The 23,023-nt window shown below is 64.4% G+C and carries 22 protein-coding genes; 11 read left to right on the top strand and 11 right to left on the bottom strand.

The genetic code is table 11. The features are described from left to right. Nucleotides 1-145 precede the first annotated feature (145 nt). Together AC1D1B_RS05020 and AC1D1B_RS05015 are read left to right on the top strand one after the other, a co-directional pair. A complete protein-coding gene (locus AC1D1B_RS05020) occupies nucleotides 146-1,981 on the top strand; it encodes a DEAD/DEAH box helicase (protein ID WP_477329892.1) in 1,836 nt (611 codons plus the stop codon). Between the two features lie 305 nt (nucleotides 1,982-2,286). Next, entirely contained in the window at nucleotides 2,287-2,934 is a 648-nt protein-coding gene (locus AC1D1B_RS05015) for a DUF805 domain-containing protein (RefSeq protein ID WP_477329890.1), read from the top strand. Nucleotides 2,935-2,989: 55 nt separating this feature from the next. On the opposite strand, the gene AC1D1B_RS05010 is transcribed toward AC1D1B_RS05015, so the two are convergent. The 6 genes from AC1D1B_RS05010 to leuD form a co-directional block, all read right to left on the bottom strand. Then, nucleotides 2,990-3,481, bottom strand: a complete 492-nt coding sequence (locus AC1D1B_RS05010) for an N-acetyltransferase family protein (protein ID WP_477329888.1) — start codon at nucleotides 3,479-3,481, stop codon at nucleotides 2,990-2,992. Beyond that, nucleotides 3,474-4,577: a 3-isopropylmalate dehydrogenase gene (leuB, locus tag AC1D1B_RS05005; RefSeq protein ID WP_477329886.1), complete on the bottom strand. Its 1,104-nt coding sequence runs from the start codon at nucleotides 4,575-4,577 to the stop codon at nucleotides 3,474-3,476. Before leuB ends, AC1D1B_RS05010 begins: the two co-directional genes overlap by 8 nt. A gap of 86 nt (nucleotides 4,578-4,663) precedes the next feature. Beyond that, the gene (locus AC1D1B_RS05000) at nucleotides 4,664-5,014 is read right to left on the bottom strand and encodes a VOC family protein (protein WP_477329884.1); all 351 of its coding nucleotides are present in this window, start codon (nucleotides 5,012-5,014) and stop codon (nucleotides 4,664-4,666) included. 10 nt (nucleotides 5,015-5,024) lie between these two features. Further along, a complete protein-coding gene (locus tag AC1D1B_RS04995) occupies nucleotides 5,025-5,408 on the bottom strand; it encodes a RidA family protein (protein WP_477329882.1) in 384 nt (127 codons plus the stop codon). Nucleotides 5,409-5,693: 285 nt separating this feature from the next. Next, nucleotides 5,694-6,614 (bottom strand): hypothetical protein, encoded by a 921-nt coding sequence (locus tag AC1D1B_RS04990; protein WP_477329881.1) that lies wholly within the window; start codon nucleotides 6,612-6,614, stop codon nucleotides 5,694-5,696. A gap of 70 nt (nucleotides 6,615-6,684) precedes the next feature. Beyond that, nucleotides 6,685-7,290, bottom strand: a complete 606-nt coding sequence (gene leuD, locus AC1D1B_RS04985) for a 3-isopropylmalate dehydratase small subunit (RefSeq protein ID WP_181060621.1) — start codon at nucleotides 7,288-7,290, stop codon at nucleotides 6,685-6,687. A gap of 169 nt (nucleotides 7,291-7,459) precedes the next feature. Between leuD and AC1D1B_RS04980 the strand changes: the two genes are divergently transcribed. From AC1D1B_RS04980 to AC1D1B_RS04965, 4 genes are all read left to right on the top strand, one after another. Beyond that, nucleotides 7,460-7,885 carry a GNAT family N-acetyltransferase gene (locus tag AC1D1B_RS04980; protein ID WP_477329879.1) on the top strand — a complete coding sequence of 142 codons (426 nt, stop codon included), beginning with the start codon at nucleotides 7,460-7,462 and terminating at the stop codon, nucleotides 7,883-7,885. A 367-nt stretch (nucleotides 7,886-8,252) separates the two neighbouring features. After that, the gene (locus AC1D1B_RS04975) at nucleotides 8,253-8,567 is read left to right on the top strand and encodes an ArsR/SmtB family transcription factor (RefSeq protein ID WP_203280387.1); all 315 of its coding nucleotides are present in this window, start codon (nucleotides 8,253-8,255) and stop codon (nucleotides 8,565-8,567) included. Next, on the top strand, nucleotides 8,564-9,013 hold the full coding sequence (locus AC1D1B_RS04970; RefSeq protein WP_477329877.1) for an SRPBCC domain-containing protein: 450 nt from the start codon (nucleotides 8,564-8,566) through the stop codon (nucleotides 9,011-9,013). Before AC1D1B_RS04975 ends, AC1D1B_RS04970 begins: the two co-directional genes overlap by 4 nt. 37 nt (nucleotides 9,014-9,050) lie before the next feature. Further along, nucleotides 9,051-9,545: an SRPBCC family protein gene (locus AC1D1B_RS04965; protein WP_477329875.1), complete on the top strand. Its 495-nt coding sequence runs from the start codon at nucleotides 9,051-9,053 to the stop codon at nucleotides 9,543-9,545. 52 nt (nucleotides 9,546-9,597) lie between these two features. On the opposite strand, the gene AC1D1B_RS04960 is transcribed toward AC1D1B_RS04965, so the two are convergent. The 4 genes from AC1D1B_RS04960 to AC1D1B_RS04945 all read right to left on the bottom strand — a co-directional run bounded on the left by AC1D1B_RS04960 (nucleotide 9,598) and on the right by AC1D1B_RS04945 (nucleotide 14,678). Next, on the bottom strand, nucleotides 9,598-10,764 hold the full coding sequence (locus AC1D1B_RS04960) for an NAD(P)/FAD-dependent oxidoreductase (RefSeq protein WP_477329873.1): 1,167 nt from the start codon (nucleotides 10,762-10,764) through the stop codon (nucleotides 9,598-9,600). A gap of 86 nt (nucleotides 10,765-10,850) precedes the next feature. Beyond that, the gene (locus AC1D1B_RS04955) at nucleotides 10,851-12,446 is read right to left on the bottom strand and encodes a sensor histidine kinase (RefSeq protein WP_477329871.1); all 1,596 of its coding nucleotides are present in this window, start codon (nucleotides 12,444-12,446) and stop codon (nucleotides 10,851-10,853) included. After that, on the bottom strand, nucleotides 12,434-13,126 hold the full coding sequence (locus AC1D1B_RS04950) for a response regulator (RefSeq protein WP_477329869.1): 693 nt from the start codon (nucleotides 13,124-13,126) through the stop codon (nucleotides 12,434-12,436). The genes AC1D1B_RS04955 and AC1D1B_RS04950 overlap by 13 nt, the downstream gene beginning before the upstream one ends. Before the next feature lie 4 nt (nucleotides 13,127-13,130). Then, nucleotides 13,131-14,678 (bottom strand): DUF4153 domain-containing protein, encoded by a 1,548-nt coding sequence (locus AC1D1B_RS04945; RefSeq protein ID WP_477329867.1) that lies wholly within the window; start codon nucleotides 14,676-14,678, stop codon nucleotides 13,131-13,133. A 377-nt stretch (nucleotides 14,679-15,055) separates the two neighbouring features. On the opposite strand from AC1D1B_RS04945, the gene AC1D1B_RS04940 reads away from it, so the two are divergent. Both AC1D1B_RS04940 and AC1D1B_RS04935 read left to right on the top strand, forming a co-directional pair. Then, the gene (locus AC1D1B_RS04940) at nucleotides 15,056-15,952 is read left to right on the top strand and encodes an HpcH/HpaI aldolase/citrate lyase family protein (protein ID WP_477329865.1); all 897 of its coding nucleotides are present in this window, start codon (nucleotides 15,056-15,058) and stop codon (nucleotides 15,950-15,952) included. A gap of 43 nt (nucleotides 15,953-15,995) precedes the next feature. Next, complete coding sequence (locus AC1D1B_RS04935; protein WP_477329863.1) at nucleotides 15,996-16,202, top strand: DUF1737 domain-containing protein; 207 nt, start codon at nucleotides 15,996-15,998, stop codon at nucleotides 16,200-16,202. 226 nt (nucleotides 16,203-16,428) lie between these two features. Here the strand turns inward: AC1D1B_RS04935 and AC1D1B_RS04930 are convergent, their stop codons facing one another. Beyond that, complete coding sequence (locus AC1D1B_RS04930; protein WP_181060613.1) at nucleotides 16,429-16,851, bottom strand: metallopeptidase family protein; 423 nt, start codon at nucleotides 16,849-16,851, stop codon at nucleotides 16,429-16,431. A gap of 183 nt (nucleotides 16,852-17,034) precedes the next feature. On the opposite strand from AC1D1B_RS04930, the gene AC1D1B_RS04925 reads away from it, so the two are divergent. Genes AC1D1B_RS04925 through AC1D1B_RS04915 form a run of 3 tightly spaced genes read left to right on the top strand, consistent with a single transcriptional unit; the run spans nucleotide 17,035 to nucleotide 22,767 of the window. Next, on the top strand, nucleotides 17,035-18,072 hold the full coding sequence (locus AC1D1B_RS04925; protein WP_477329861.1) for an ImuA family protein: 1,038 nt from the start codon (nucleotides 17,035-17,037) through the stop codon (nucleotides 18,070-18,072). After that, nucleotides 17,990-19,492 carry a DUF6504 family protein gene (locus AC1D1B_RS04920; RefSeq protein WP_477329859.1) on the top strand — a complete coding sequence of 501 codons (1,503 nt, stop codon included), beginning with the start codon at nucleotides 17,990-17,992 and terminating at the stop codon, nucleotides 19,490-19,492. Before AC1D1B_RS04925 ends, AC1D1B_RS04920 begins: the two co-directional genes overlap by 83 nt. After that, the gene (locus AC1D1B_RS04915; RefSeq protein ID WP_477329857.1) at nucleotides 19,489-22,767 is read left to right on the top strand and encodes an error-prone DNA polymerase; all 3,279 of its coding nucleotides are present in this window, start codon (nucleotides 19,489-19,491) and stop codon (nucleotides 22,765-22,767) included. The genes AC1D1B_RS04920 and AC1D1B_RS04915 overlap by 4 nt, the downstream gene beginning before the upstream one ends. The last annotated feature ends 256 nt before the right edge of the window (nucleotides 22,768-23,023 follow it).

Below are 23,023 nucleotides of genomic sequence, written 5' to 3'. Positions count from 1 at the left end.
GGAGTCAATTGCGGCGAGGCGCCGCTTGCTCTGTACAATAGGGGCCGCAAGAAGTACGAACGCCAAAATACTGTTTGGCTGGCGTGGCGTCAGCCCCGGCGTGTGCTCCATGATGAGCCCAGGCCTCGAATTCCGAAAGAAGAAGATGTCCAATTTTAGAGGTATCGTTCCTGCGCTGGCAGAGGCGCTGGAAAAACGTGGCTATGTCGAGCTGACGCCGGTGCAGAAGGCGGTGCTGGAGCTTGGCGAGGCCGACGCGCTGGTGTCGGCCCAGACCGGCTCCGGCAAGACCGTCGCCTTCGGCCTGGCGTTGGCGCCAACCCTTCTTGCAGGGGCCGAGCGTTTTGATCGGGCTGGCGCACCTCTGGCGCTGGCCGTGGCGCCGACGCGCGAACTCGCCTTGCAGGTGATGCGCGAGCTGCAGTGGCTCTACGCGCCGACCGGCGCGACCGTCGCCTCCTGCGTCGGTGGCATGGACATGCGCAGCGAGCGGCGCGTGCTGGAGCGCGGGGCGCATATCGTCGTCGGCACACCCGGCCGTTTGCGCGACCACATCACGCGTAATTCGCTCGACATGTCGGCGCTGAGGGCTGTGGTGTTGGACGAGGCCGACGAGATGCTCGATCTCGGCTTTCGCGAAGACCTCGAATTCATCCTCGACGCCGCACCCGCCCGGCGCCGCACGCTGATGTTTTCGGCCACCGTGCCGCGCTCGATCGCCACGCTGGCCCAGGGCTATCAGCGCGACGCCGTGCGCATCTCGGCCGGCGGCGAGGAAAAGCAGCATCTCGACATCGAATACCGGGCGCTGAATGTCGCCTACCCCGACCGCGAGAACGCCATCATCAATGTGCTGCGTTTCTATGAGGCGAAGAACGCGCTGGTGTTCTGCAACACCCGCGCCGCCGTCAATCATCTGACGGCACGCTTCAACAACCGCAATTTTTCCGTCGTGGCGCTGTCGGGCGAGCTCAGCCAGAACGAACGCACCCACGCGCTGCAGGCAATGCGCGATGGCCGCGCCAAAGTCTGCATCGCCACGGACGTCGCGGCGCGCGGCATCGACCTGCCCAATCTCGAACTGGTCATCCATGCCGATCTGCCGACCAATCCGGAAACGCTGCTGCACCGCAGCGGCCGCACCGGCCGCGCCGGACGCAAGGGCGTCAGCGCGCTGATCGTGCCCAACGGCGCCCGCAAGCGCACCGAGCGCTTGCTGCAGAATGCCGGGCTGAAGGCAACATGGGCAAGCCCGCCCTCGGCCGACGACGTGATCAAGCGCGACGATGAGCGCATCCTTGCCGACCCGGCCTTCGACGAGCCGGTGGTCGACGACGAGCGCGGCTTCATCGATGCGCTTCTGGCCAAACATGGCGCCGAACAGGTGGCCGCCGCCTTCGTGCGGCAGTGCCGCGCCAGCCGCTCGGCGCCCGAGGAACTCACGGATGTCGCACCGTTCACGCCTTCGCGTGAAAGACCGGCAGGCGAAAAGTTCGAACGCCGCGATGAGGCGCCCAGCCGCCGCGACGATTTCGGCGACAGCGTCTGGTTCTCGCTGTCGATCGGACGCCGGCAGAGTGCCGAGCCGCGCTGGCTGATCCCGATGCTGTGCCGCACCGGCAACATCTCCAAGCGCGAGATCGGCGCCATCAAGATGCAGCAGGAGGAGACCGTCGTGCAGATCGCGGCCGACTGGGCCGACCGTTTCCTGGCCGCTATCGGGCCCGACAAGAAGCTGCAAGGCAACATCGCAGTGAAGCGCCTGGACGGCACGCCCGACCTGTCGCGCGCCGGCTACCAGCCGCCCAAGCCCGACAAGAAGCCGCATCGCGGCAAGCGGCCGTTCGAAGCCCCGCAAAGCTTGCACAAGCCGAAATTCGAGAAGCGCCCCGCCGGCGACGCAAAGCCGTGGGCCGGTAAACCGAAATTCGACAAGGCTGGACCGCCGAAGAACAAGAAACCGAACAAGCGGCCGGAGTAGCCTCAACGAAACCAGAGGCACTCGGGCTGGTGCCAATCGCCGAGGTCCGCGCCGCCCCTCATCGCCCTGCCGGGCACTTCTCCCCGTATAGTGACGGGGAGAAGGAGCTGGCCGCTACCTCGGCGCCCTCCTTGCAACGCGGGCTCTTGGCGAAACCGCAGATGAGGGCGCCCCTCGCCCCGTTTACGGGGAGAGGATGCCGGCAGGCAGGTGAGGGGGCGGCGCCGACATTGGACAGGCGAAGCCACCCCCTTGCGATCCGCCGCAACTTTGAACAGTCTGTGCCAACACGGGGGTGAGGCTAAATGCGCGGCGAAGTTCTGCACTATGACGAGGCCCAGGGCTTCGGTTTCATCACCGGGGCGGACGGCAACCGCTACACCTTCGCGCGCGAGAATCTGCGCCGCGACACCGTGATTGCCAACGGCGCCGTGGTCGAGTTCCTGCCGGCAAGCGGCCAGGCGCGCGACGTCTTCTCGATCCGCGCGCAGGCCGCCGGTCCGGCCACCGCTGCTCCAGCGGCAAGCGCCGCGCCGCCCAAAGCCGCTGCCGCTTCAGCCGCGCCACAGCATTTCGGCCGCCTGGCAGAAGACGGCGCGGTTCACGATAGCGGACTGCCGGGTTATTTCTGGCGGGGCGTGACGCGCAACTACATCAACTTCGCCGAACGCGCCCGCCGCAAGGAATTCTGGAGCTATTGCCTGTTCTGGACCGTCAGCTTCATCCTGGTCGGTCTTGTCGGCGCCCTCGCCGACCAGACGATCGGCAATTTCAACGACGGCAACGGGCCAATCGTGACCATCGGCGTATGGGGCCTGTTTGTGCTGGCGACGTTCCTGCCATGGCTCGGGCTCATCGTGCGCCGGCTGCACGATATCGGCCTGACCGGCTGGCTCGTCCTGCTGATTCTCGTGCCGACCTTCGCACGCTGGCCATCATCGTGTTCGGACTGATCCCGACCCAGGGCCACGAAAACCAGTGGGGGCCCGTGCCTCTGGGCGTCAAGGTTTAACGCGTTCTTTTCAGCGCTTCGCCTGAGAGTCTGAGAAACACCTTCTGCCCGTGCCGTTCGGCGCCAAGCCGGTCGTAGAAACGCAACGCGCCTTCGTTCCAGTCCTCGGTGGTGAGATCGATGCGGCCGATGCCTTCCCTGAGGCAATGCCCGGCGAGAAAGCCGAGCAAGGCCCGCCCGGCGCCGGCGTTGCGGGCATTCTCGCGCACGAACAGGTCCTTCAGGAACATCAGCCGTTCGAGATCGATGCCGGGATGCGCGATCGCCACCGAGGCGAGGCCCGCAACCTTGCCGTCGGCGAAGGCCAGCGCAAAATGCGGATAGGCTGGGCTTTCGTCGCCAAGCCATTTTCGTGCCGTGGTCGTCGCCCGACCATGATCGAGCGGCGCCTGCCGATAGTGCGCCGCCATCTCGCAGAGCACAGTGGCAAGCGCTTCGGCGTCGTCGGTCGTCGCCCAGCGGACGTCGACCGCCAGCGAATCAGCCAAGGAACTTGGCGATAATCGCATCGCCCATCTCGACCGTGCCGACTTCGGTCATGCCCTCGGACAGGATGTCCTTGGTGCGCAACCCGTCATCGAGCACGGCGGCGATTGCGCCTTCGAGCTTGTCGGCTTCGTCGACCATGCCGAAGGAATAGCGCAGGCACATGGCGAAGGAGGCGATCATGGCGATCGGATTGGCGATGCCCTGGCCGGCAATGTCGGGCGCCGAGCCATGCACCGGCTCGTACAGCGCCTTGCGCTTCTTGGTCTTCACGTCAGGCGCGCCGAGCGAGGCCGACGGCAGCATGCCGATCGATCCGGTCAGCATGGCGGCGATGTCGGACAGCATGTCGCCGAACAGATTGTCGGTGACGATGACGTCGAACTGTTTCGGCCAGCGCACCAGCTGCATGCCGCCGGCATCGGCCAGCATATGGTCGAGCTTGACGTCGGCATAGCGCGCCTTCTGGGTCTGGGTGACAACCTCGTTCCACAGCACGCCCGATTTCATCACATTGCGCTTTTCCATCGACGTCACATGGTTCTTGCGCGTGCGCGCCAACTCGAAGGCGACGCCGGAAATGCGCTCGATCTCGAATGTATCGTAGACCTGCGTGTCGATGCCGCGCTTCTGGCCATTGCCGAGATCGATGATCTGCTTCGGCTCGCCGAAATAGACGCCGCCGGTGAGCTCGCGCACGATCAGGATGTCCAGGCCTTCGACCACTTCCTGCTTGAGCGAAGAGGATGCGGCGAGCGCCGGATAGCAGATGGCGGGGCGCAGATTGGCGAACAGCTCCATGTCCTTGCGCAGGCGCAGCAGGCCGGCCTCGGGACGCACCTCGTAAGGCACCTTGTCCCATTTCGGCCCGCCGACGGCGCCGAACAGCACCGCATCCGCCGCCATCGCCTTTGCCATGTCGGCATCGGAAATCGCCGCGCCATGTGCATCGTAGGCGCAGCCGCCGACCAGGCCTTCATCGGTGGTAAAATCGCTGCCAAGCTTGGCATTCATGGCCTTAATCAGTTTCTTCACCTCGGCCATCGCCTCGGGGCCGATGCCGTCGCCGGCGAGCAGGAGAAGATTTTTCGAAGCCATCAGAACCGTCCAATGCTGTTTGGAGAAACCGCGGCCTTGCTAAACGCCAAGCGGGCTGTGCGCAAGCCTGCGGTTGGGAAGCGCAATCACCGATGCGAGAGAATGTTGACCAATCTGCCGAACGGATCACGCACATAGAAGCGCCGCACGCCCCAGGGCTCGTCGGCCGGGCCGTATTCGATAGTGAAGCCGGCAGCCTTCATGCCTTGCAGCGCCGCATCGACATCGTCGACCTCGATGGAGAGGTCCGGCACCGGCGTGCCGGAGCAGCCTTGGGCCATGAAGCTGATCTGCACCTGCATCCGTTCGTCGGACCCGTAGGTGACGATCCAGCCCTGATCCATCAGCACGCCGAGGCCGAGTACGTCCTGGTAGAAGCGCTTCGCCGCCGCCGCGTCCGGTGTCCCGATATTGGCGACGATGCGGCGGACCGTCATGGCTTTGACCTCACGCGGTGCGCCGCAGCGCCGTGACTTCGATCTCGATCTTCATCTCCGGCTTGTTGAGCTGGCAGACGATCATCGTCGCCGCCGGACGGATGTCGCCGAAGGTTTCGCCGAGGATCGGGAAGACGATATCCACGAAGGCCTGGTCGGTGATGTAGTAATGCGCCCGCACCACATCGGCCATCTCGAAGCCGCCGTCCTGGAGCGCCTTGGCGATGGTCGCCAGGCAATTGCGCGTCTGCGCCTCGACCGTCTCCGGCATGGTCATCGTCGCATAGTCGTAGCCGGTCGTTCCCGACACGAAGCACCAGTCGTCTTGCACCACCGCACGCGAATAGCCGGCAGTCTTTTCGAACGGCGAACCGGTGGAGATGAGTTTGCGCATGGGGCCTCGCTGTGTTGAGGAGCATCTTGCAGGGAAAGGGCAGGACTGACCATGGGCCAAACTGCTTGATGCTGACGGGACAGCACCCCCCTCTGGCCTGCCGGCCATCTCCCCCGCAAGGAGGGAGATCGGACGTCACATCGGCTTTCGCCAATCACCACCGTCGCAAGGCAGGCGGGATACCGAAGCTGCCAATCTCCCCCCTTGCGGGGGAGATGCCCGGCAGGGCAGAGGGGGGTGGGAAGGATCGCGGCGGAACAGTTCCTTCCCGCAGCGTACGAAACCCTAATTCGCCGAACCCTGCGCCTTGTCCATTGCTTCCTTCACATCCGCCGGCCAGGTCTTCACGTCAGGCCACGCCTGCGGCTGGCCATCGTCGCCGCGGCGGGCGAAGTAGAGCGTGTGCTTGGCCGGGTCGACCGCCATGAAGCCGTCATTGCCGCCGCAATCATGCGGCACGCAGCCGCTGGCATAGAAGGCGCCGGACGCGGTCTTTTCGGTGCCGCCGCCGACCAACAGGCTGGTCGCCATGTCGGGCATGGTGTCGCCGAGCAGCGTCTGCGCCGCCTTGTAGACGGCCTCATTGTGAAAGGCGTCGATGATGTTCTGGTACTTGGCCGGGTCGACATCTTTCCAGTCGGTGCCTGGCTCCGGCGCGTAGGTCAGATCGCCTGAAATCGTCAGCCCTTCGGTTGGCGACCATTGCAGCGCCTGCTGCGAAGCGCCCGGCAAGAGATAGGGCACGAAATAGATGGCGTTGTCGGCGACCGCCGCCGGCGGCGCGCCGCATTCGTCCTGCTCGACCGTAAGGCTCTGGATCTCGCCGCCTTCCGGCTTCCAGATGATCACCTTGGCCGGGCCGCACTGGTTGCCGCCGTCGCCGACATCGACCAGCGCCACGTTGACGCCGCCGACCTTGACGACCTTGTCAAAGAACACGTCGTAATTGCTGGCCAGCTGCTTGCCGTCATAGGCCAGCACCTTTTCGCCGTCCTGCTCCGGCTGGGTGATGGTCAGCTGCCCGCCCTCGAACGGGATCGGTCCCTGGTTGTCATCGTCGGCCAGGGCCGCATTGCCCTGGTCGGCGGCCCCGTCGGACGGATCTTCAGCCGGCACGAGCACCGTGTCGGTCTGTGCATGCGCGCCCGCCACCGGCATCAGCGCCCACGCCAGCGCGCAGGCGCCGGCAAGAAGCGAACGTGTCATGACTGTCCCTCCCGTTCAGCCGCCACGAACCCGGCCTGTGGCGGCCGGGTTATCGTTTTAGATCGTACTGTCAGGCCCAGGGGCGCTCAGCGGCGTTCTTCTTCTCGAACGAGGCGATGGCGCCGGCCTTTTCCATGGTCAGGCCGATATCGTCGAGGCCGTTCAGGAGGCAGTGGCGCTTGAAGTCGTCGAGGTCGAAGGTGACCACGCCGCCATCCGGGCCGCGGATTTCCTTGGCCTCGAGGTCGACCGACACCGTCGCGTTGGAGCCGCGCGAGGCGTCGTCCATCAGTTTCTCAAGGTCTTCCGGGCTGACGGTGATCGGCAAGATGCCGTTCTTGAAGCAGTTGTTGTAGAAAATGTCGGCGAACGAGGTCGAAATGACGCAGCGAATGCCGAAATCGAGCAGCGCCCACGGCGCGTGTTCACGGCTCGAACCGCAGCCGAAATTATCGCCGGCGACCAGGATCTGCGCCTTGCGGTAGGCCGGCTTGTTGAGCACGAAATCCGGGTTTTCCGAACCGTCATCCAAGTAGCGCATTTCGGCGAACAGGCCGCTGCCGAGCCCGGTGCGCTTGATCGTCTTGAGATAATCCTTGGGGATGATCATGTCGGTGTCGACATTGACGATCGGCATGGGGGCGGCGACGCCGGTGAGCTTGGTGAACTTGTCCATGGCTTTTGCCCGTTCTTAAATCGCTTGCATTTTCGTTGCGGGAGATTGCTGACGCACCGTTTACACAAAGCTGCGGGCAAATAAAAGGCAACTGTTCGTGCGTGCCTGGATCGAAGGATCGGCGCGGCACCATCTTCAAAACCGGCCGTTGCTGGTGCACCTTGCGCTCATGACCACACCCTCGCAGATAATCTATGCCAGCGAGCCGGAGCTCGACGTCGCCGAGTTCCGCCGCGTGCTGATGGAATCCGGACTCGGCGACACGCGTCCTGTCGAAGACGATGCCCGGCTGCAGGCGATGCTTTCCGGCGCAAACCTGGTGCTGACCGCGCGGCTCAATATCGAAGGCCGACCACTGATTGGCGTTATCAGGGCCATCACTGACTTTTCCTGGGTGTGCTACATTTCAGAGCTCGCCGTATCCCAATCGGCGCAAGGGCTTGGTATTGGCAAAGGCCTGATGGACGAGGCGCGCCGGCAGCTTGGGCCGCCGGTCGCCATCAGCCTGATTTCGATGCCAGACGCCGTCGGCTTCTACGAGCGCATCGGCATGAAGCGCATGCCGGACGCCTTCTGGTTCGGCCGCAAGGGCTGACGCCAGCCAAACAAAGCGCAAGTCCACGACCGGCGGGCAGGGTCAGTGCCGCCGGTCGTGCCATAGATGGACAGAGTGCCGCTTGGGGGTGCGCCCGATCCGTCCCGGAAAGGTCGTCCGGCGCATTCTCCAGGGGTAGCCGACCTGCCGTTTTGGTGACCAGGAAACCACAGGACGGCCGCCGTCGAATGCGCTTTGAACTTCCCTCGACTTGACCGATGGCTATACCGGCAAGGCAGGCGAGGTTCTTGGGCAATGCGGAACGGTGTTTAGGACCGGGCGGAACAACGCCCTGATGAGGCGGTCGCTTCGCTGTGACATCGCCTCTTGACATGCAACCATTTGGTTGCATATTAAATAGATGAGCATGGATGCCGTCTTTCGCGCCCTCGCCGACCCGACACGCCGGCAATTGCTGGATAGCCTCCATCACAGGAACGGGCAGACGCTGAACGCGCTGTGCGAACGGACGGATATGACACGCCAGGCTGTGACCAAGCATCTGGCGATCCTGGAAGAGGCGAACCTCATCACCACCGTCCGCAACGGACGGGAAAAGGAGCATTACCTCAATCCCGTTCCCATCAACGAGATCGCCGAACGCTGGATCGGCAAATTCGAACGAGGACGGCTGACCGCCCTCAGCGACTTGAAGAAGCGCCTTGAAAGGGAAGAGCCATGAGCAGTGCCTTCGTCTATGTGACCTATATCCGCACCACGCCCGAGCAGCTCTGGGAGGCGCTGACCGAACCGGAATTCCAGCAGCAATATTTCCTCGGCGCCCAGATGCTGAGCGGCTGGAAGAAAGGCTCGGACTGGAAGATCGTCTTCCCCGATGGCAGCATTGCCGACAGCGGCGCGATCCTCGATATCGACCCGCCCAAGCGCCTGGTGATCAAATGGCGCAGCGAGTGGATGCCCGAGGTGAAGGCCGACGGCTACACCACTTGCACCTTCGCCATCGAACAGGAAGGCGAGATGATGAAGCTTGCCGTCACCCATGGGGCCGACGGTCCGCACAAGCTGCTGGAGCATGTCGCCAGGGGCTGGCCGCTCATCCTGTCCAGCCTGAAGAGCCTGCTCGAAACCGGCAAGGGCTTGTCGCGCCCGGCATCAAAGGCGGCTTAACTCGTTTCGATAACGAAACAATCGCTAGGAGGTTGCCATGATGCACGATCCAGTGGTGGCGCAAAGCATGACCAATGGCGAGACCATCATGGCGAGCGCCGAGATCGTCGCGCCACCGGAGCGCGTCTTCAACGCGCTGATTACGGATGAAGTCGAACGCTGGTGGGGCTCTTCCGAAAGCTATCGGATGGTCGATTGGACGGCCGACTTGTGCGTCGGTGGCCGGTGGCAAGTCGTCGCCAGGACCATTGCTGGCGAGGACCATCCCGCCGGCGGCGAGTTCCTCGATATCCTGGCGCCGCGCCGGATCGTGCAGACGCGGGCCTATGACTGGGACCATCCGACACTTAGCCGGCGGCAAACGACGGTGGCCTACCTGCTGGAGCCGACCGCCAACGGCACACGCCTTACCATCTGCCATGGCGGCTTTGGCGGGCTGGGCGAGGCGGCGGCCGAACATGCCGAAGATTGGGGACGGGTGCTGGGATGGCTGCAGGCGTATGTCGAGGCTGGAAAGCTGGCGGCGGCATAGAGGCGGGTTCTTCCCTTCTCCGCCGTGGGAGAAGGAAAGGGGAGCTACACCTTCAAATCACGTTCAATTCCCGAAACGCCCTGCCCTCGGCCACCCGTTCGTACCCAAACGCCGAGCAATCCACCGTCCGGTAGCCGCCATGCACCAACAACTCCGCCAGCGCCTTTCCGACTGCCGGCGCCTGCTGCAGGCCGTGGCCCGAAAAACCATTGGCGAAGATGAAATTGCCGACCTCGGGATGCGGTCCGATGACGGCGTTCTGGTCGAGCGTGTTGTAGTCGTAATGGCCGGCCCAGGCGCGTGTCGCCTTGATCGCCTCGAAGGCAGGAATGCGGGTCGCCAGTGTTGGCCAGATCACGTCTTCGAACAACGGCCAGTCGACATCGAAATCGGCTGGATCAGCGGGACCATCGCCCTCTTCGGGCTCGGCGCCGCCGGTGAGATAGACTGAGCCTTCTGGCCTGACATAGATGCCCGAAGGGTCCACCAGGAGCGGCATGTCGGCGTATTTCTCGCGCGCCTCGAAGACGAAGACGTTGCGCTTGCGGGGTTCTACCGGCAGCGCTAACCCGGCAAGAGCGGCGACCTTGCCGGCATTCGGCCCGGCGGCGTTGACGACGATGCCGGCTTCGAGCTTTTCGCCATTGTCGAGGCTCACGCCGGTGACGCGGTTGCCCTGGCACTCGATAGCGGTCACATCGGCGGCGATGAAATCGACCTTCTTGTCACGCAATGCCTTGCGGAACAGCGTCAGCATGGCATGCGCGTCGAACCAGCCCTCGCCGGTGCGGCCGAAGGCGCCGGCGCTGATGCCTTCCGTCGACAGCCAGGAAAAGCGCTTTGCCAGCTGGTCGGCATCCTCGAGCAGAATGTCGGCGCCCTCGGCGACCTGCGCTTCGTGGTTGGCTTTCAGGATCGGCAGTCCGGCGTCGCCGGCCAGGATCAGATAGCCGCCCTCGCGAAAGCCGATATCGGCATCGGTGCCGAAGGTTTCCTTCAGCCGCCGAAACAGGTTTAGCGTGAACTGCGACAGCCGGATGTTTTCCGGGATCGAGAATTGCTGACGGATCGAGGCCATGGACAGCGTCGTTGCCGCGTGGGCGAATTGCGGATCGCGCTCGATCAGCGCGATGGAACCGGAAAAGCCTTCCTCGCGCAGATAGTAGGCGACCGAGGAACCGACGATGGCTCCGCCGATGATGACGATGTCGTAGCGCACTCTTGTTCTCCGATTTGAGCATGATGCCGAAAAGTGTGAAGCGGTTTTCGGACGACATCATGCTCTATTTATTTCGCCCACATCCTTCACGCGGCGGGCAAGGAAATCTCGAAGCGCGTGCCGCGCCCGGAGTCAACCAGCGCGATCGTGCCATCATGCGCTTTCAGGAGGGCCAGCACGATGCCGAGGCCCATGCCGGTGCCGCCGGACTCACGGCGCGTGGTGAAGAACGGCTCGAAAATCCTGCTCCGATTGCTGGGCGAAATGCCGGGGCCGTCGTCACTGACGGTAACGATCACCTTGTCCCCAGCGGCTGTGGCCGACAGCAAAACCTGCGTCGCGCCGTGCCTGGCCGAATTGTCGATCAGATTGGCAAGCACGATCGCTGCATTCTCGGCCGAGATGCGCAAGGCGATCGCACCGCCAGCCTCGATAGTGACCGCCAGCCTGCCGTCCACCGGCAGCAGTTCCAGTGCTGCATCAAGCGATGTGCTTTCGCCGCTCGGCGCCAGGTTCTCGGCCCGCGCCAGATCGAGCAGGCGCCGCACCAGCAGATTGAGCCGGCCGGCGTCGTTGACGATGTTGCCGGAAAACCGCTTGCGTTCGGCCGCATCCATCGCCTCGCTGGAATCGCGCAACAGCTCGGCCGCGCCCTGGATCGCCGTCAGCGGCGATTTGAGCTCGTGCGAGACATGGGTGGCGAAAGTCTGGATGCTGTCGGAGCGCGCCTGCAGTTTTTCAGCCATGTCGAGGAAGGCCGCGGACAGCTCTGCCATTTCGCGCGTGCCGTGATGGTCGAGCGGCCGGATCGCGTCGCGGTCGCCGGCGGCAATACGCCTGGTGCGCTCCATCAGCGCGTAGATCGGCCTGCTGACCGTACGCAGGAAGACCAGCGCGATCAGCAGCGTGCCTAACAGCGTGGCGATGGCCGCCAGCGTCACCTTGCCGCGCTCACCATAGAGATGTTTGACGATGTTGTTCGGCGTCCGCGACAGATAGATCACGCCGGCCACCCGGCCATCGACTGCGATCGGCATGGCGACAAAGACACGGACCTTGGTGCCGCGGCTGACCGAATAGAGCGGCGGTGGCGGCTGGTCGGGAATTCTTTGTCTCAACACGCTGGCGTAGTGGCCGGACAATGCTGTTCGCACCTCGTCGACACCGCCGAGCGACAGTCCGACCTCGTCGCGCCCGGCAATGACGACGCCGTTGGGATCGAGCAACCGGAAGCCGGCCAGCGTGGTCTTTTGCGTCGTGTCGAGAATGCCCGACAACCGCGCGCCTATCGCCGCAAAGGCCGGATCGGTGGCGGTAGCGATGCCGGCAGGCCGGGTCGGCAGCAGATAATCGGAGGCGAGATCGAGGCTCGGCTCGATCGGTTGGTAAGGCGAGTCGTCGCTGCGGCTGGCATCGTCGTTCTCTGCGTCAACCGGTGCGCCGAACTTGTCCTGGGAAAGGCCGGCGTCGCGGACATCCTGCGCATAAATCGCGGCGATGACGGCGCCCTGCGCGATCAGCTCGCCCTCGGTCTGGCGGATCAGCTGGTTTTCATAAAGCCGGAAGAAAAACAGCCCGACCAGCGGCAGCGCCAGCACCATGATGAGGATGGCAAGAACCACCGTGGCCAGCCTTGGCCGCCATTTGGTGCCGATCCATTTGGCGTCGCTCAGGCGCCGCATCGGCCGAGCCGGAAACCGACGCCATGCACGGTCTCGATGGCATCGAGACAGCCCGCCGCCGCCAGCTTGGCGCGGATGTTGCGGATATGGCTGTCGACAGTCCGATCGGCGACATGGATGTTGGCGGCATAGGCGCTGGCCACCACCAGATCGCGGCCCAGCACATGCGCCGGCCGCGCCAGAAACCCTTTCAGGATCGAGAATTCGATCGCCGTCAGCGCCAATGCCTTGCCGTCGAAACTGGCGCCGTGGCTTGCCGGTGTCAGGCTGAGCTTGCCATGCGCAAAGGCTCTCGCGTCGGCCGGGTCCGGCACGGCGCGGGCGCGGCGCAGGATGACATTGACGCGCGCCACCAGTTCGCGCGGGCTGAACGGCTTCGTCACATAGTCGTCGCCGCCCATTTCGAGCCCGAGGATGCGGTCGATCTCTTCGTCTCGCGCCGACAGGAACAGCACCGGCACGTCGGAGCGTTGCCTCAGCCGCCGGCAGACCTCCAGCCCGTCCATCTCCGGCATGCCGATGTCGAGCACAACGAGGTCGGGCTCGCGGCGTTCGATGGCCATCAGAGCGGCGGCGCCGTCGGCCACCGCTTGCGTTTTCATGCCGGCCTTCTCCAGCGCAAAGCAGATGACCTCGCGGATATGCGGATCGTCGTCGGCGACCAGGATCTGATGTGGCATGAATCTAGCGGTCCGGCATGGAAGGTTGCGAAGGTGGAGGAAGCACGAGCGGGCCTCCGTTGTCGAGAACCCTGGCCAGCCGCCAGCCGCGAAAGCTCCAGGCGCGCCAGTTTTTCCGAGCGGTGCGGTACCAGATTTTGTCCCACTTATGGAATTCGACGAGCGCGCTATAGGAGCGATCGTCTGGTGCAATCGTCCTGCTTTTTTGCTCGATGAAGCGGTCGAGGGCCGACAAGGCGGCCGGGCCGAGCGAGTGCACATACCAAGCGTCGAGTGGGATACCACGGCCGGTCATTTCGTAGGAGTGGTCGACATTGTAGTTGGCGATCAGCGCCGCGAAGTTGATGAAGCAGCAGGCATAGAGCGTCGCCGATAGCGTCAGAAGATTGGCCGAGAACAGCCATTCGTTGGATTTTCTGAGCGCGATGCGGGCGATGATCAGCGCAAGTCCGGCCGCCACTAGCCCCATCCAGACGAAAGCGGCGATGCGCCAATAAGTCAGCGCGTAGACGCCGATATAGAGATCGAGCCGCAGGATCGACGAGATGACCAGCACGATGTTCTGCGCCACCCAGGCGTAGACCAGCCGGCGGATCAGCGGATCGCCTGAGGTCTCACTGCCCGGCCGCAGCGCCGCCAGCACGAAGCCGGCAGCCAGCAGCGCGGTGGCGATCAGCGGATAGGCGCCGCGATGCGCATAGGCGGCGTAGCTCATGCCGTCCGGCAGGGCGACCCCACCCCAGAGATAGGCGGCGTCGAGCGCCGTCTGCAGCGCAAACAAAGCGTTGAAGACGATCAGAGCGCGCAAGATCGCCGCCTTGCCGAAGACGATGTCCTCGATCGTTGTGGCCGATCGTGTCGCGGCCGGCGCGGCCAAGGCTGCGGGCGGCGCCAGGCGTGGAAGGCGTCGCAGGAAGCGCGGCAGGCGTGGCCGCAGCAAAGCCCAGACACCGGCGAGCACGCACAGCCAGAAGACGATCCGCGCCAGCTGGATGAGATCGAGCAGCTTCATCAGGTCGATCAGCGACAGCCAGTAATCGATGACCGGATTGGCGGCGCCGAACAAGAGCAGGAACACCGCGCCAAGCGTCACCGGCATGACCCAGACGATGACAGACGCCAGGCGGATGCGGCGGCCGCCAAGCCGGCGCACCGTGCGGCGCCAGCGGAAGAAGTCGCTGATAAGGCGCAGCGGCGCTGCGACCAGGAACAGCGCGATCTGGCCGGCAATGCGGGCGATGCGGTGCTGCAGCCGTCCTGCCAGGGACAGCGCAAACACGACCAGCGCCACAAGCGCGACCGCGACCGACAGCGGGCTGACATTCTCGGCCAGCGGCAGCAGCGCGACGAACAGGACGGCAGGCTTGAGCCAGGGCCGGGTGGAATTCAGGGCGGCAGGATGAACAGCGACGACCGCACCGGCAATCACGATGGCAAACAAAAGGACAGTGATCCCGGCGGGCTGGCCATAGAAGAAAAAATCCGCCAGCGCGGCGAGCAGGACGGCGATGCCGAAGCGGCGGCAAAAGGTCGGCGTGAAGGTCGATGTCATGCTCGGACTTTCCTGATGGGCTGGATCCGGCCGGCGGGCGGGCGGATAAAAGGGAGCAGGCTTGCCTCCGGGCAAGGGCGGGCTTCCGGCCGCGGCGGGTCGACCAGCCACCAGCTTTCGCTGCTGAGACGATAGGGCAGGGACCAACGGTGGGTGTTTCGCTGTTGCATGCCGCTGTTGTCGCGGGCCCGCATGGAGGCGCCGGGGCGGAGCGGAGGAGGTTTTCCGCAGAGATGTGCAGTTTTCGTGCAGGAACCAGCCTCCTTCTCCCCGTTCACGGGGAGAAGGTCCCGGCAGGGGGATGAGGGGCAGCGCCGACGTCGGCGATCACCAGCTGCACCCTTGCCTCACCCGCCCTCACGCGGCATAGATCGGCCATGACAAGCGAACCCTATCGCCCGCGCCGCTCGGTGCTTTACGTCCCGGCCTCCAACGACAAGGCGCTGGCCAAGATCGCAGAGCTGGCCTGCGATGCCGTCATCATCGATCTCGAAGACGCCGTCGCGCCCGCCGACAAGGTCGCGGCGCGCGAAAAATTGGCTGGCATTTTCGCCAGCCGGCCAGTTGCCAACCACTATGGGCGGCGTTGCGAGATGATCGTGCGCGTCAACGCGCTGTCCAGCGAATGGGGCAACGATGATCTGCTGGCCGCGGCAAAATTCGAGCCCGACGGCATCCTGTTGTCCAAGGTCGCCACACCGCGCGACATTCTGGAAGTCGGTGATGTGCTCGACGACAATTTTGCTCCCGACAGCGTCAAACTCTGGGCGATGATCGAGACGCCAAAGGCCATGCTCAACATCGGCGCCATCGCCGAGCTCGGCCGCGACCCGGCCTCGCGTCTCAATTGTTTCGTTGCCGGAACGAACGATCTGATCAAGGAGACCGGCATTCTGGCGACGCCCGACCGGCGCTATCTCGTGCCCTGGTTGATGCAGATGGTGCTGGCGGCGCGCGCCGGCAGCATCGACATGCTCGACGGTGTCTCCAACGATTTTCGCGATCCTGACGCGTTTGCGCGCGAATGCACGGAAGCCGCCGCCATGGGCTTCGACGGCAAGACGCTGATCCACCCGGCCCAGGTCGACGCCGCCAACCATGCCTTTGCGCCCGCGCCCGAAGCCCTGGCCGAGGCGCGCGCGGTGAGCGATGCTTTCGCCTTGCCGGAAAATGCCGGCAAGGGCGTGATTGCGCTGAACGGCAGGATGGTCGAGCGGCTGCATCTGGCGCAGGCCGAAAAACTGCTGGCGAAAGCCGCCGCCATCGGCGCATGATTGCCTAAGCCGGCTAGCAAGAACTCACGACAGGACTAAAACCATGAAACTCTACCGCTTTCTGTCCGCTCCCGACGATTCCACCTTCAGTCACAAGGTGACGGCGGCGCTGAACAAGGGCTGGCATTTGTTCGGCTCGCCGACCTACGCCTACGACAAGAAAACCAAGTCGATGCGCTGCGGCCAGGCGGTGGTGAAGGATATCGACGGCCACGAATACGGGCCGGATACCAAGCTGAGCGACTGGTAGGCTTTGCCGGCGCCGACGCAGGCTGTGTCGAGATTCAGGTCAGGCCGAGCCGAGAATGGCTGATACCGAGAACCGGAGCGGAGCGTACTTGAAGTACGTGAGCACCGGCCTACGCCGGCCATAGCCTTAACTGCCGCAACCACTCATGCAGGCTTCGGCCGGCGAAGGCCGGAAGCGCAGGTATCTGCCGTTCGCAGGCCAGCCTCGCCTGAGTATCGACGCAGCCTTACTCGGCCGCCTCTTCGAGCTTCTCCATATCATCGTCCGACAGGCCGAAGTGGTGGCCGATCTCGTGGATCAGCACATGGGTGACGATGTCGCCCAGCGTCTCTTCGTTCTCGGCCCAGTAGTCGAGGATGGCGCGGCGGTAGAGGGTGATGCGATTGGGGCCTTCGCCGGTCTGCGGGTTCCAGCGCTCGGCGATGCCGCGGCCCTCGAACAGGCCGAGCAGGTCGAACGGCGTCTCCAGCGACAGATCGTCCATGATCTCGTCGGTCGGGAACTCGGCGATCTGGATGACGATCTCGCCGGTCAGCTTGCGAAAGTCGTCCGGCAGATGCGCATACGCCTCCAGCGCCAGGAACTCCATTTCCTCGATCGAGGGCGAGAGTTCGTCGTGCCAAGTGCGGGTCTTGTAGATGCGGGCCATGCTTTAGTCCTTTGATCCCGGCATATAGGCTTTCCCTCGGGAATCGGCAAATGAGCGCGGCTGTCGTCCGTCTTCTCGATTCGCGGACAGGAATAAATTCCGCATGACTCCGCTTGACTCTTCCGGCACCCTCTGGAATCTATAGGAACATAACAGGAACAATTGTGAGAGAAACTGACCGTCATGGCGACATCAGCCGTGGCGCGGGAGACTGTTTTTGCCCTGCGCCGCCAGATCGCGAAGATCGAGGGAACGCTGCCCGAGCGCTTGGCCGCGCCGGCTGGCGAGCGGGCCCGCGCGCGTGCTGACGGCAATGTCGGTGCTGCTCCGGAACGCGATACCGATGTCACCATTATCCGGCGCGGCCTTGCCGTGGCTTCGCCGGATGCTTTCCTGCCCACCGGCGTCGAGCGCCTCGATGCCGCGCTGAGCGGCGGCCTGCCGAAAGCCGCACTGAGCGAAATCCATGGCCTCGAGACCCGCAATGCCGGGGCCGTCGCCGGCTTCGTGCTGTCACTGGTCAGCCTGATCCTCAAGGGGCAGAATCTCCCCGTTCTGTGGATCGGCACGTCGGAGATTTTTCGCGAGGCCGGCTTCCCCTATGCCAGGGGATTGCAGGGCCTGTTCGGCATCGCGCCGGAGCAATTGCTGTTTTCCGAGGCGCCGAAACTCACCGATGCGCTGTGGGTGGCCGAGGAGGCCGCGAAGATGACGGCGCTCGCCGCAATCATCCTCGAGATACGCGGCAGCCCGCAGCGGCTCGACCTCACCGCAACGCGCCGGCTGCACGCCCGCGCCCAAAGCGCCGGCCGGCCGGTGTTCCTGCTGCGCCAGGCCGGCGAGGCCGAACCGACCGCCGCCCCGGTGCGTCTCATCGTGTCGGGCGCACCCGCAACATCGCGCCGGACCATCGCCGGGCCGCTCGCCGGCTCGATCGGCCGCCCTGCCTTCACCGTCAGCATCGGCAAGAGCCGCACGGCTCTGCCCGGACAATTCACACTGGAATGGAACCCCGATGAGCACCGTTTCGAAGAGAGAAGGCCAGAGAATTCTGTCGCTGTGGTTCCCGCATCTCGGGGCGGAGCGGATCCTGCGCCAGCGCCTGGGACGGTCGTGGCGTTCCCGGCCGTCGGGTCATTTGCCGCCATCTCACCCACCGCTGGTAATCAGCCATCGCGACCGCAACGCCCAGCGCATATCAGCCCTCGACGAGCGGGCTGAGGCGCTGCACCTGAAGCGCGGCATGGGCATTGCCGACGCGCGCGCCATGCATCCCTCGATCGACATTGTCGAGGCCGATCCGGAAGCCGATCGCCGGCTGCTCGAAGGCCTCGCCGACTGGTGCGATCGCTACACGCCGCTGGTGGCGCTCGACGGCGCCGACGGGCTTTATCTCGACGTCACCGGCTGCACGCATCTGTTCGGCGGCGAACGCGCCATGCTGGACGACATTCTTGCGCGCTTTTTCCAGCAGGGTTTCGATGTCCGCGCCGGGCTTGCCGCGACGCCGGGCGCCGCCTGGGCGGCGGCGCGCTTCTGCGGCGACCGCATCGTTCCCTCCGGCGAGGAGGAAGCGCTGCTCTCCCCCTTGCCGCTGGCAGCACTGCGCATCGAGCCTGATATCCGCGCCAGCCTGGAAAGCGTCGGCCTGCGCACCGCGGGCGCCGTCATGGCCGCGCCGCGTGCCCCGCTCGCCCGCCGCTTCGGCGCCAGCTTGCTGTTGCGCCTCGACCAGGCGCTCGGCCGCCTCGACGAGGCGGTTTCGCCGCGTCTGCCTGTAGCGCCGCTTTCGGTCGAACGCCACCTCGCCGAGCCGGTCGTGCTCACCGCCGAGATCGAGCGGCTGGTGGAAATGCTGGCGGTGACCTTGAAGGTCGATCTCGAACGCCGCGGCGAAGGCGCCCGGATGCTGGCGCTGCTGTTGTTTCGCGTCGACGGCGCCGTCAGCCGCATCGCTGTCGGCACCTCGCGGCCCCTGCGCGAACCGAAGCTGATCCAGCGCCTGTTCCACGAGCGACTTACCGCGCTCGAACAGGACATCGATGCCGGCTACGGTTTCGATCTGGTGCGGCTTTCCGTTCTGGCGGCCGCCGCCTTCGACATGCAGCAGGCCGATCTGACCGGCGAGACCGAGGATGACGGCGCCGACATTGCGCTGTTTGCCGACCGCATCCGCGCCCGGCTCGGCGACAATGCTGTGCTGAAAGCGGTCGCCGTCGAAAGCCATCTGCCGGAGCGCGCCGTCGCCACCATCCCCTTCTCGGAAGCGCCGCAACGGACCACGCCACCGAAAAAGCCGGACCGGAAAGACGCGCCGCCCGCAACCATCTTCCCGCCGGAGCGGCCGATCCGGCTGTTCCGTTCGCCCGAGCCGATCGAAGTGCCGGCGACCGAAATGCCGGAGGGGCCGCCGCTGCACTTCCGCTGGCGGCGCGCGCTCTACCGGGTCACGCGTGTGGAGGGACCCGAACGTATCGCCGCCGAATGGTGGCATGAAGCCGTGAGCGACCCTGTCACATCGACTCGTGACTATTTCCGCATCGAGGATGCCGACGGCCGCCGCTACTGGCTCTACCGGCAAGGCCTTTACGGCAACCCGCAGGTGCCGCCACGCTGGTTCATGCATGGGGTCTTCGCATGAACGCATTGACCGTCATCCCCTATGCCGAGTTCGGCATCCAGTCGAACTTCTCCTTCCTGCGCGGCGCCTCCAAACCGGAGGAGTTGGTCGTGGCGGCCAAGCTCATGGGATTCTCCGCGATTGGCCTTGCCGATCGCAACACCGTGGCCGGCGTCGTACGCGCTTGGCAGCAGGCCAAGGCGGAAACTTTCTCTTATCACCCCGGCTGCCGGCTGGTGTTCGAAGACGGCACGCCTGACATCCTCGCCTATCCGCAGGACCGCAAGGGCTGGGGGCATCTCTGCCGCATGCTCACCCAAGCCAATCTGCGCGACGAAACCGAAAAGGGCGCCACTCTTCTCCAACGCAGCGACCTGCTCGAATGGGGAGATCTGATGTCGCTGGCGATCCTGCCTGATCTGACGGCGGGCGCTAGCGACGGGCTGGCCCTGCTGCACCAGCTAAAGGATCGCTTCGGCAGGAATCTGCGACTAGGCGTTGCGCCGGACTATCGCGGCAATGACCGCTTTCGCATCGAGCAGGCGGCCGCCATGGCCGACGCCGCCGGCGTAGCGCTGATGGCGACCAACGATGTGCTCTATCACAGCGCCGAGCGGCGTCCGTTGCAAGATGTGCTCACCGCGATCCGCCTCAACACGCCCGTTGCCGAGGTGGGGCTGCAGCTGGCAGTCAACGCCGAACGCCACCTGAAGCCGCCGCTGGAAATGGCCAGGCTTTTCCGGCGCCATCCGCATGCTCTGGCCGAGACGCTGCGCTTTGCCGGCGAGCTCAGCTTCTCGCTTGGTGATCTCCAGTACAATTATCCAGACGAGCCGACGGAATCTGGCCTCGCCCCGCAGGCCGAGTTGGAAAGACTGGCGCGGGAGGGAGCGGTCAACCGCTATCCGGCCGGTGTACCTGAATCCGTGACCAAGCGCATCGAGGAAGAACTCGCTCTGATCGAACGCCTCAACTACGCTCGCTACTTCCTGACCGTCCACGACATCGTCAAGTTCGCTCGCAGCCAGGATATTCTCTGCCAGGGCCGCGGCTCGGCCGCCAACTCGGTCGTCTGCTTCTGCATCGGCATCACCGAGGTGGGGCCGGAAAAAATCAATTCGCTTTTCGAGCGCTTCATTTCCGAGGAGAGAAACGAACCGCCAGACATCGATGTCGATTTCGAGCATGAAAAGCGCGAAACCGTCATGCAGTACATTTACGAGAAATACAGCGCCAAACACACGGCACTAGGGGCCGCCGTGATCAGCTATCGAGGCCGATCCGCGCTGCGGGAGGTGTCGAAGGCCATGGGTCTGTCGGAGGACGTCAGGGCGGCTCTCTCCAGTTCGATCTGGGGCTGGTCGACATCCGAGCTCGGGGAGAAGGAGGCCCATGCCGGCGGCCTCGACCGCAATGAGACCTCGACCAGGCATGTGATCGAGCTCGCCAATGGGATCATGGGTTTTCCCCGCCATCTGACGCAGCATGTCGGAGGCTTCGTTATCACCAAGGATCGGCTCGATGAGATCGTGCCCATCGTCAAGACGGCAATGGACCAGCGCAAGATGGTCGAGTGGGATAAGGACGATCTCGACTCGGTGAAAATCCTGAAGGTGGATGTGCTGGCGCTCGGCATGCTGACCTGCCTGAAGCGCGCCTTCACCTTGCTCACCGACCATTATCCGAGGGCTCGGGATGATTACGGCCGACCCTATGTGCTGGCCACCCTGCCGCCGGAAGACGACGACGTCTACGACATGATCTGCCGCGCTGACACGCTCGGCGTTTTCCAGATCGAATCGCGTGCCCAGATGTCGATGCTGCCGCGTCTCCGGCCCCGCGAATTCTACGACCTCGTCATCGAGGTGGCGATCGTGCGGCCCGGTCCAATCCAGGGCGATATGGTTCACCCCTATCTGCGCCGTCGGCAGAAAAAGGAAATGCCTGAGTACCCCAAGCCGGAACTGAAAGAAATCCTAGGCAAGACGCTGGGCGTGCCGCTGTTCCAGGAGCAGGCGATGAAGATTGCCATCGTCGCCGGCGGCTTCAAGCCGGGCGAGGCCGACGAACTACGCCGCGCCATGGCCACCTTCAAACGCACTGGCACCATCGGCAATTATCGCCAGCGCATGATCAAAGGCATGACTGATAGGGGCTACGAAAAAGACTTCGCTGAGCGCTGCTTCAAGCAGATCGAGGGCTTCGGCGAATACGGCTTTCCCGAAAGCCACGCCGCCTCCTTCGCGCTGCTCGTCTATGCCTCCTGCTGGTTCAAGACCTTCTATCCCGACGTGTTCTGTGCCGCGATCCTGAATTCGCAACCGATGGGGTTTTACCAGCCGGCACAGCTGGTGCGCGACGCACGCGACCATGGCGTTGCCGTCCGCGACGTTGACGTCAATTTTTCCGACTGGGACTGCACACTGGAGGAAGACGCCTTCGATCCCGGCCGCATCCTCCCACGCCATGCCCAGATGCGCAGTGTCATCAAGACAAAGCATGCGGTTCGGCTCGGCTTCAGGCAGATCAAGGGCCTGTCCAAGGAGCGCATGGAGGCTTTCGCCGAGCGGCGCGGCTCAGGCTACGAATCCGTTCGGGATGTCTGGTTGCGCTCCGGCCTCGATGTCGACGACATCGAAAGGCTGGCGCAGGCCGACGCCTTCCGCTCGCTCCGCCTCGACCGTCGTGAAGCCTTGTGGGCGGTGCGCGCGCTGGACGGCAAGAGTGCGGCCGAAAAACTGCCGCTGTTCGACCAGCCGGCGATCCGGCTGCGCGAGCTCGAGCCCGAAACCAAACTGCCGACAATGCCGCTCGGCGAACACGTCATCCACGATTATCGCGCGCTCGGCCTGTCGCTGAAGGCGCATCCGGTCGCCTTCCTGCGCGAGCGCCTCGACCGCGCCGGCGTCATCCCCAATGCCAACCTTGGCTCGGTTCGCGACGGCAGGCGGGTTTCCGTCGCCGGGCTGGTGCTGGTGCGGCAGCGGCCCGGCAAGGGCAATGCGATCTTCCTGACGCTGGAGGACGACAAGGCCGTCGCCAACGTCATTTTTTGGGAGAGGACTTTTACCCGATTCCGGCCGATCGTCATGGGCGCACGCTTCGTCAAGGTCACCGGCAAGCTACAGTCGGAATCCGATGTCATCCACATCGTCGCCGAGAAGATCGAGGATCTGACGCCCTGGCTGACGGTGCTGTTGGAAGAGATGGCGCCGGCTGTGCCGGCCTTGCCGGATATCGCGGCGCTCTCGGACAAGGCCGAGAGGGTCATGCCCAAGGGCCGCAATTTTCAGTAATCACAGCTCATTCATCGTCCCACAGGAACGAATGCGAAGCGACGGTGATCCTTCGCGCCCCCCTCTGTCCTGCCGGACATCTCCCCCACAAGGAGGGAGATTGGCCGTCATCTCCGCCTTCGCCAATCTCCAACGTTAAAGACGGGCTGGGCGACGAAGCTGCCGATCTCCCCCCAAATGGGGGAGATGCCCGGTAGGGCAGAGGGGGCGGTGAAGGATCACCGCAGAGCGATTTTCTATATCGCCGGCACCTTGA

This window comes from Mesorhizobium sp. P2_C5_2, from assembly GCF_056404535.1.
This window is presented reverse-complemented; position numbering and strand designations above follow the sequence as displayed.

What these genes read in the sequence shown, in the direction of transcription:
- AC1D1B_RS05020 (WP_477329892.1), top strand. Translation starts at nt 146, where the DNA reads ATGTCCAATTTTAGAGGTATCGTTCCTGCGCTGGCAGAGGCGCTGGAA.
- AC1D1B_RS05015 (WP_477329890.1), top strand. Translation starts at nt 2,287, where the DNA reads ATGCGCGGCGAAGTTCTGCACTATGACGAGGCCCAGGGCTTCGGTTTC.
- leuB (WP_477329886.1), bottom strand. Translation starts at nt 4,577, where the DNA reads ATGGCTTCGAAAAATCTTCTCCTGCTCGCCGGCGACGGCATCGGCCCC.
- AC1D1B_RS05000 (WP_477329884.1), bottom strand. Translation starts at nt 5,014, where the DNA reads ATGACGGTCCGCCGCATCGTCGCCAATATCGGGACACCGGACGCGGCG.
- AC1D1B_RS04995 (WP_477329882.1), bottom strand. Translation starts at nt 5,408, where the DNA reads ATGCGCAAACTCATCTCCACCGGTTCGCCGTTCGAAAAGACTGCCGGC.
- AC1D1B_RS04990 (WP_477329881.1), bottom strand. Translation starts at nt 6,614, where the DNA reads ATGACACGTTCGCTTCTTGCCGGCGCCTGCGCGCTGGCGTGGGCGCTG.
- leuD (WP_181060621.1), bottom strand. Translation starts at nt 7,290, where the DNA reads ATGGACAAGTTCACCAAGCTCACCGGCGTCGCCGCCCCCATGCCGATC.
- AC1D1B_RS04980 (WP_477329879.1), top strand. Translation starts at nt 7,460, where the DNA reads ATGACCACACCCTCGCAGATAATCTATGCCAGCGAGCCGGAGCTCGAC.
- AC1D1B_RS04975 (WP_203280387.1), top strand. Translation starts at nt 8,253, where the DNA reads ATGGATGCCGTCTTTCGCGCCCTCGCCGACCCGACACGCCGGCAATTG.
- AC1D1B_RS04970 (WP_477329877.1), top strand. Translation starts at nt 8,564, where the DNA reads ATGAGCAGTGCCTTCGTCTATGTGACCTATATCCGCACCACGCCCGAG.
- AC1D1B_RS04965 (WP_477329875.1), top strand. Translation starts at nt 9,051, where the DNA reads ATGATGCACGATCCAGTGGTGGCGCAAAGCATGACCAATGGCGAGACC.
- AC1D1B_RS04955 (WP_477329871.1), bottom strand. Translation starts at nt 12,446, where the DNA reads ATGCGGCGCCTGAGCGACGCCAAATGGATCGGCACCAAATGGCGGCCA.
- AC1D1B_RS04950 (WP_477329869.1), bottom strand. Translation starts at nt 13,126, where the DNA reads ATGCCACATCAGATCCTGGTCGCCGACGACGATCCGCATATCCGCGAG.
- AC1D1B_RS04945 (WP_477329867.1), bottom strand. Translation starts at nt 14,678, where the DNA reads ATGACATCGACCTTCACGCCGACCTTTTGCCGCCGCTTCGGCATCGCC.
- AC1D1B_RS04940 (WP_477329865.1), top strand. Translation starts at nt 15,056, where the DNA reads ATGACAAGCGAACCCTATCGCCCGCGCCGCTCGGTGCTTTACGTCCCG.
- AC1D1B_RS04935 (WP_477329863.1), top strand. Translation starts at nt 15,996, where the DNA reads ATGAAACTCTACCGCTTTCTGTCCGCTCCCGACGATTCCACCTTCAGT.
- AC1D1B_RS04930 (WP_181060613.1), bottom strand. Translation starts at nt 16,851, where the DNA reads ATGGCCCGCATCTACAAGACCCGCACTTGGCACGACGAACTCTCGCCC.
- AC1D1B_RS04925 (WP_477329861.1), top strand. Translation starts at nt 17,035, where the DNA reads ATGGCGACATCAGCCGTGGCGCGGGAGACTGTTTTTGCCCTGCGCCGC.
- AC1D1B_RS04915 (WP_477329857.1), top strand. Translation starts at nt 19,489, where the DNA reads ATGAACGCATTGACCGTCATCCCCTATGCCGAGTTCGGCATCCAGTCG.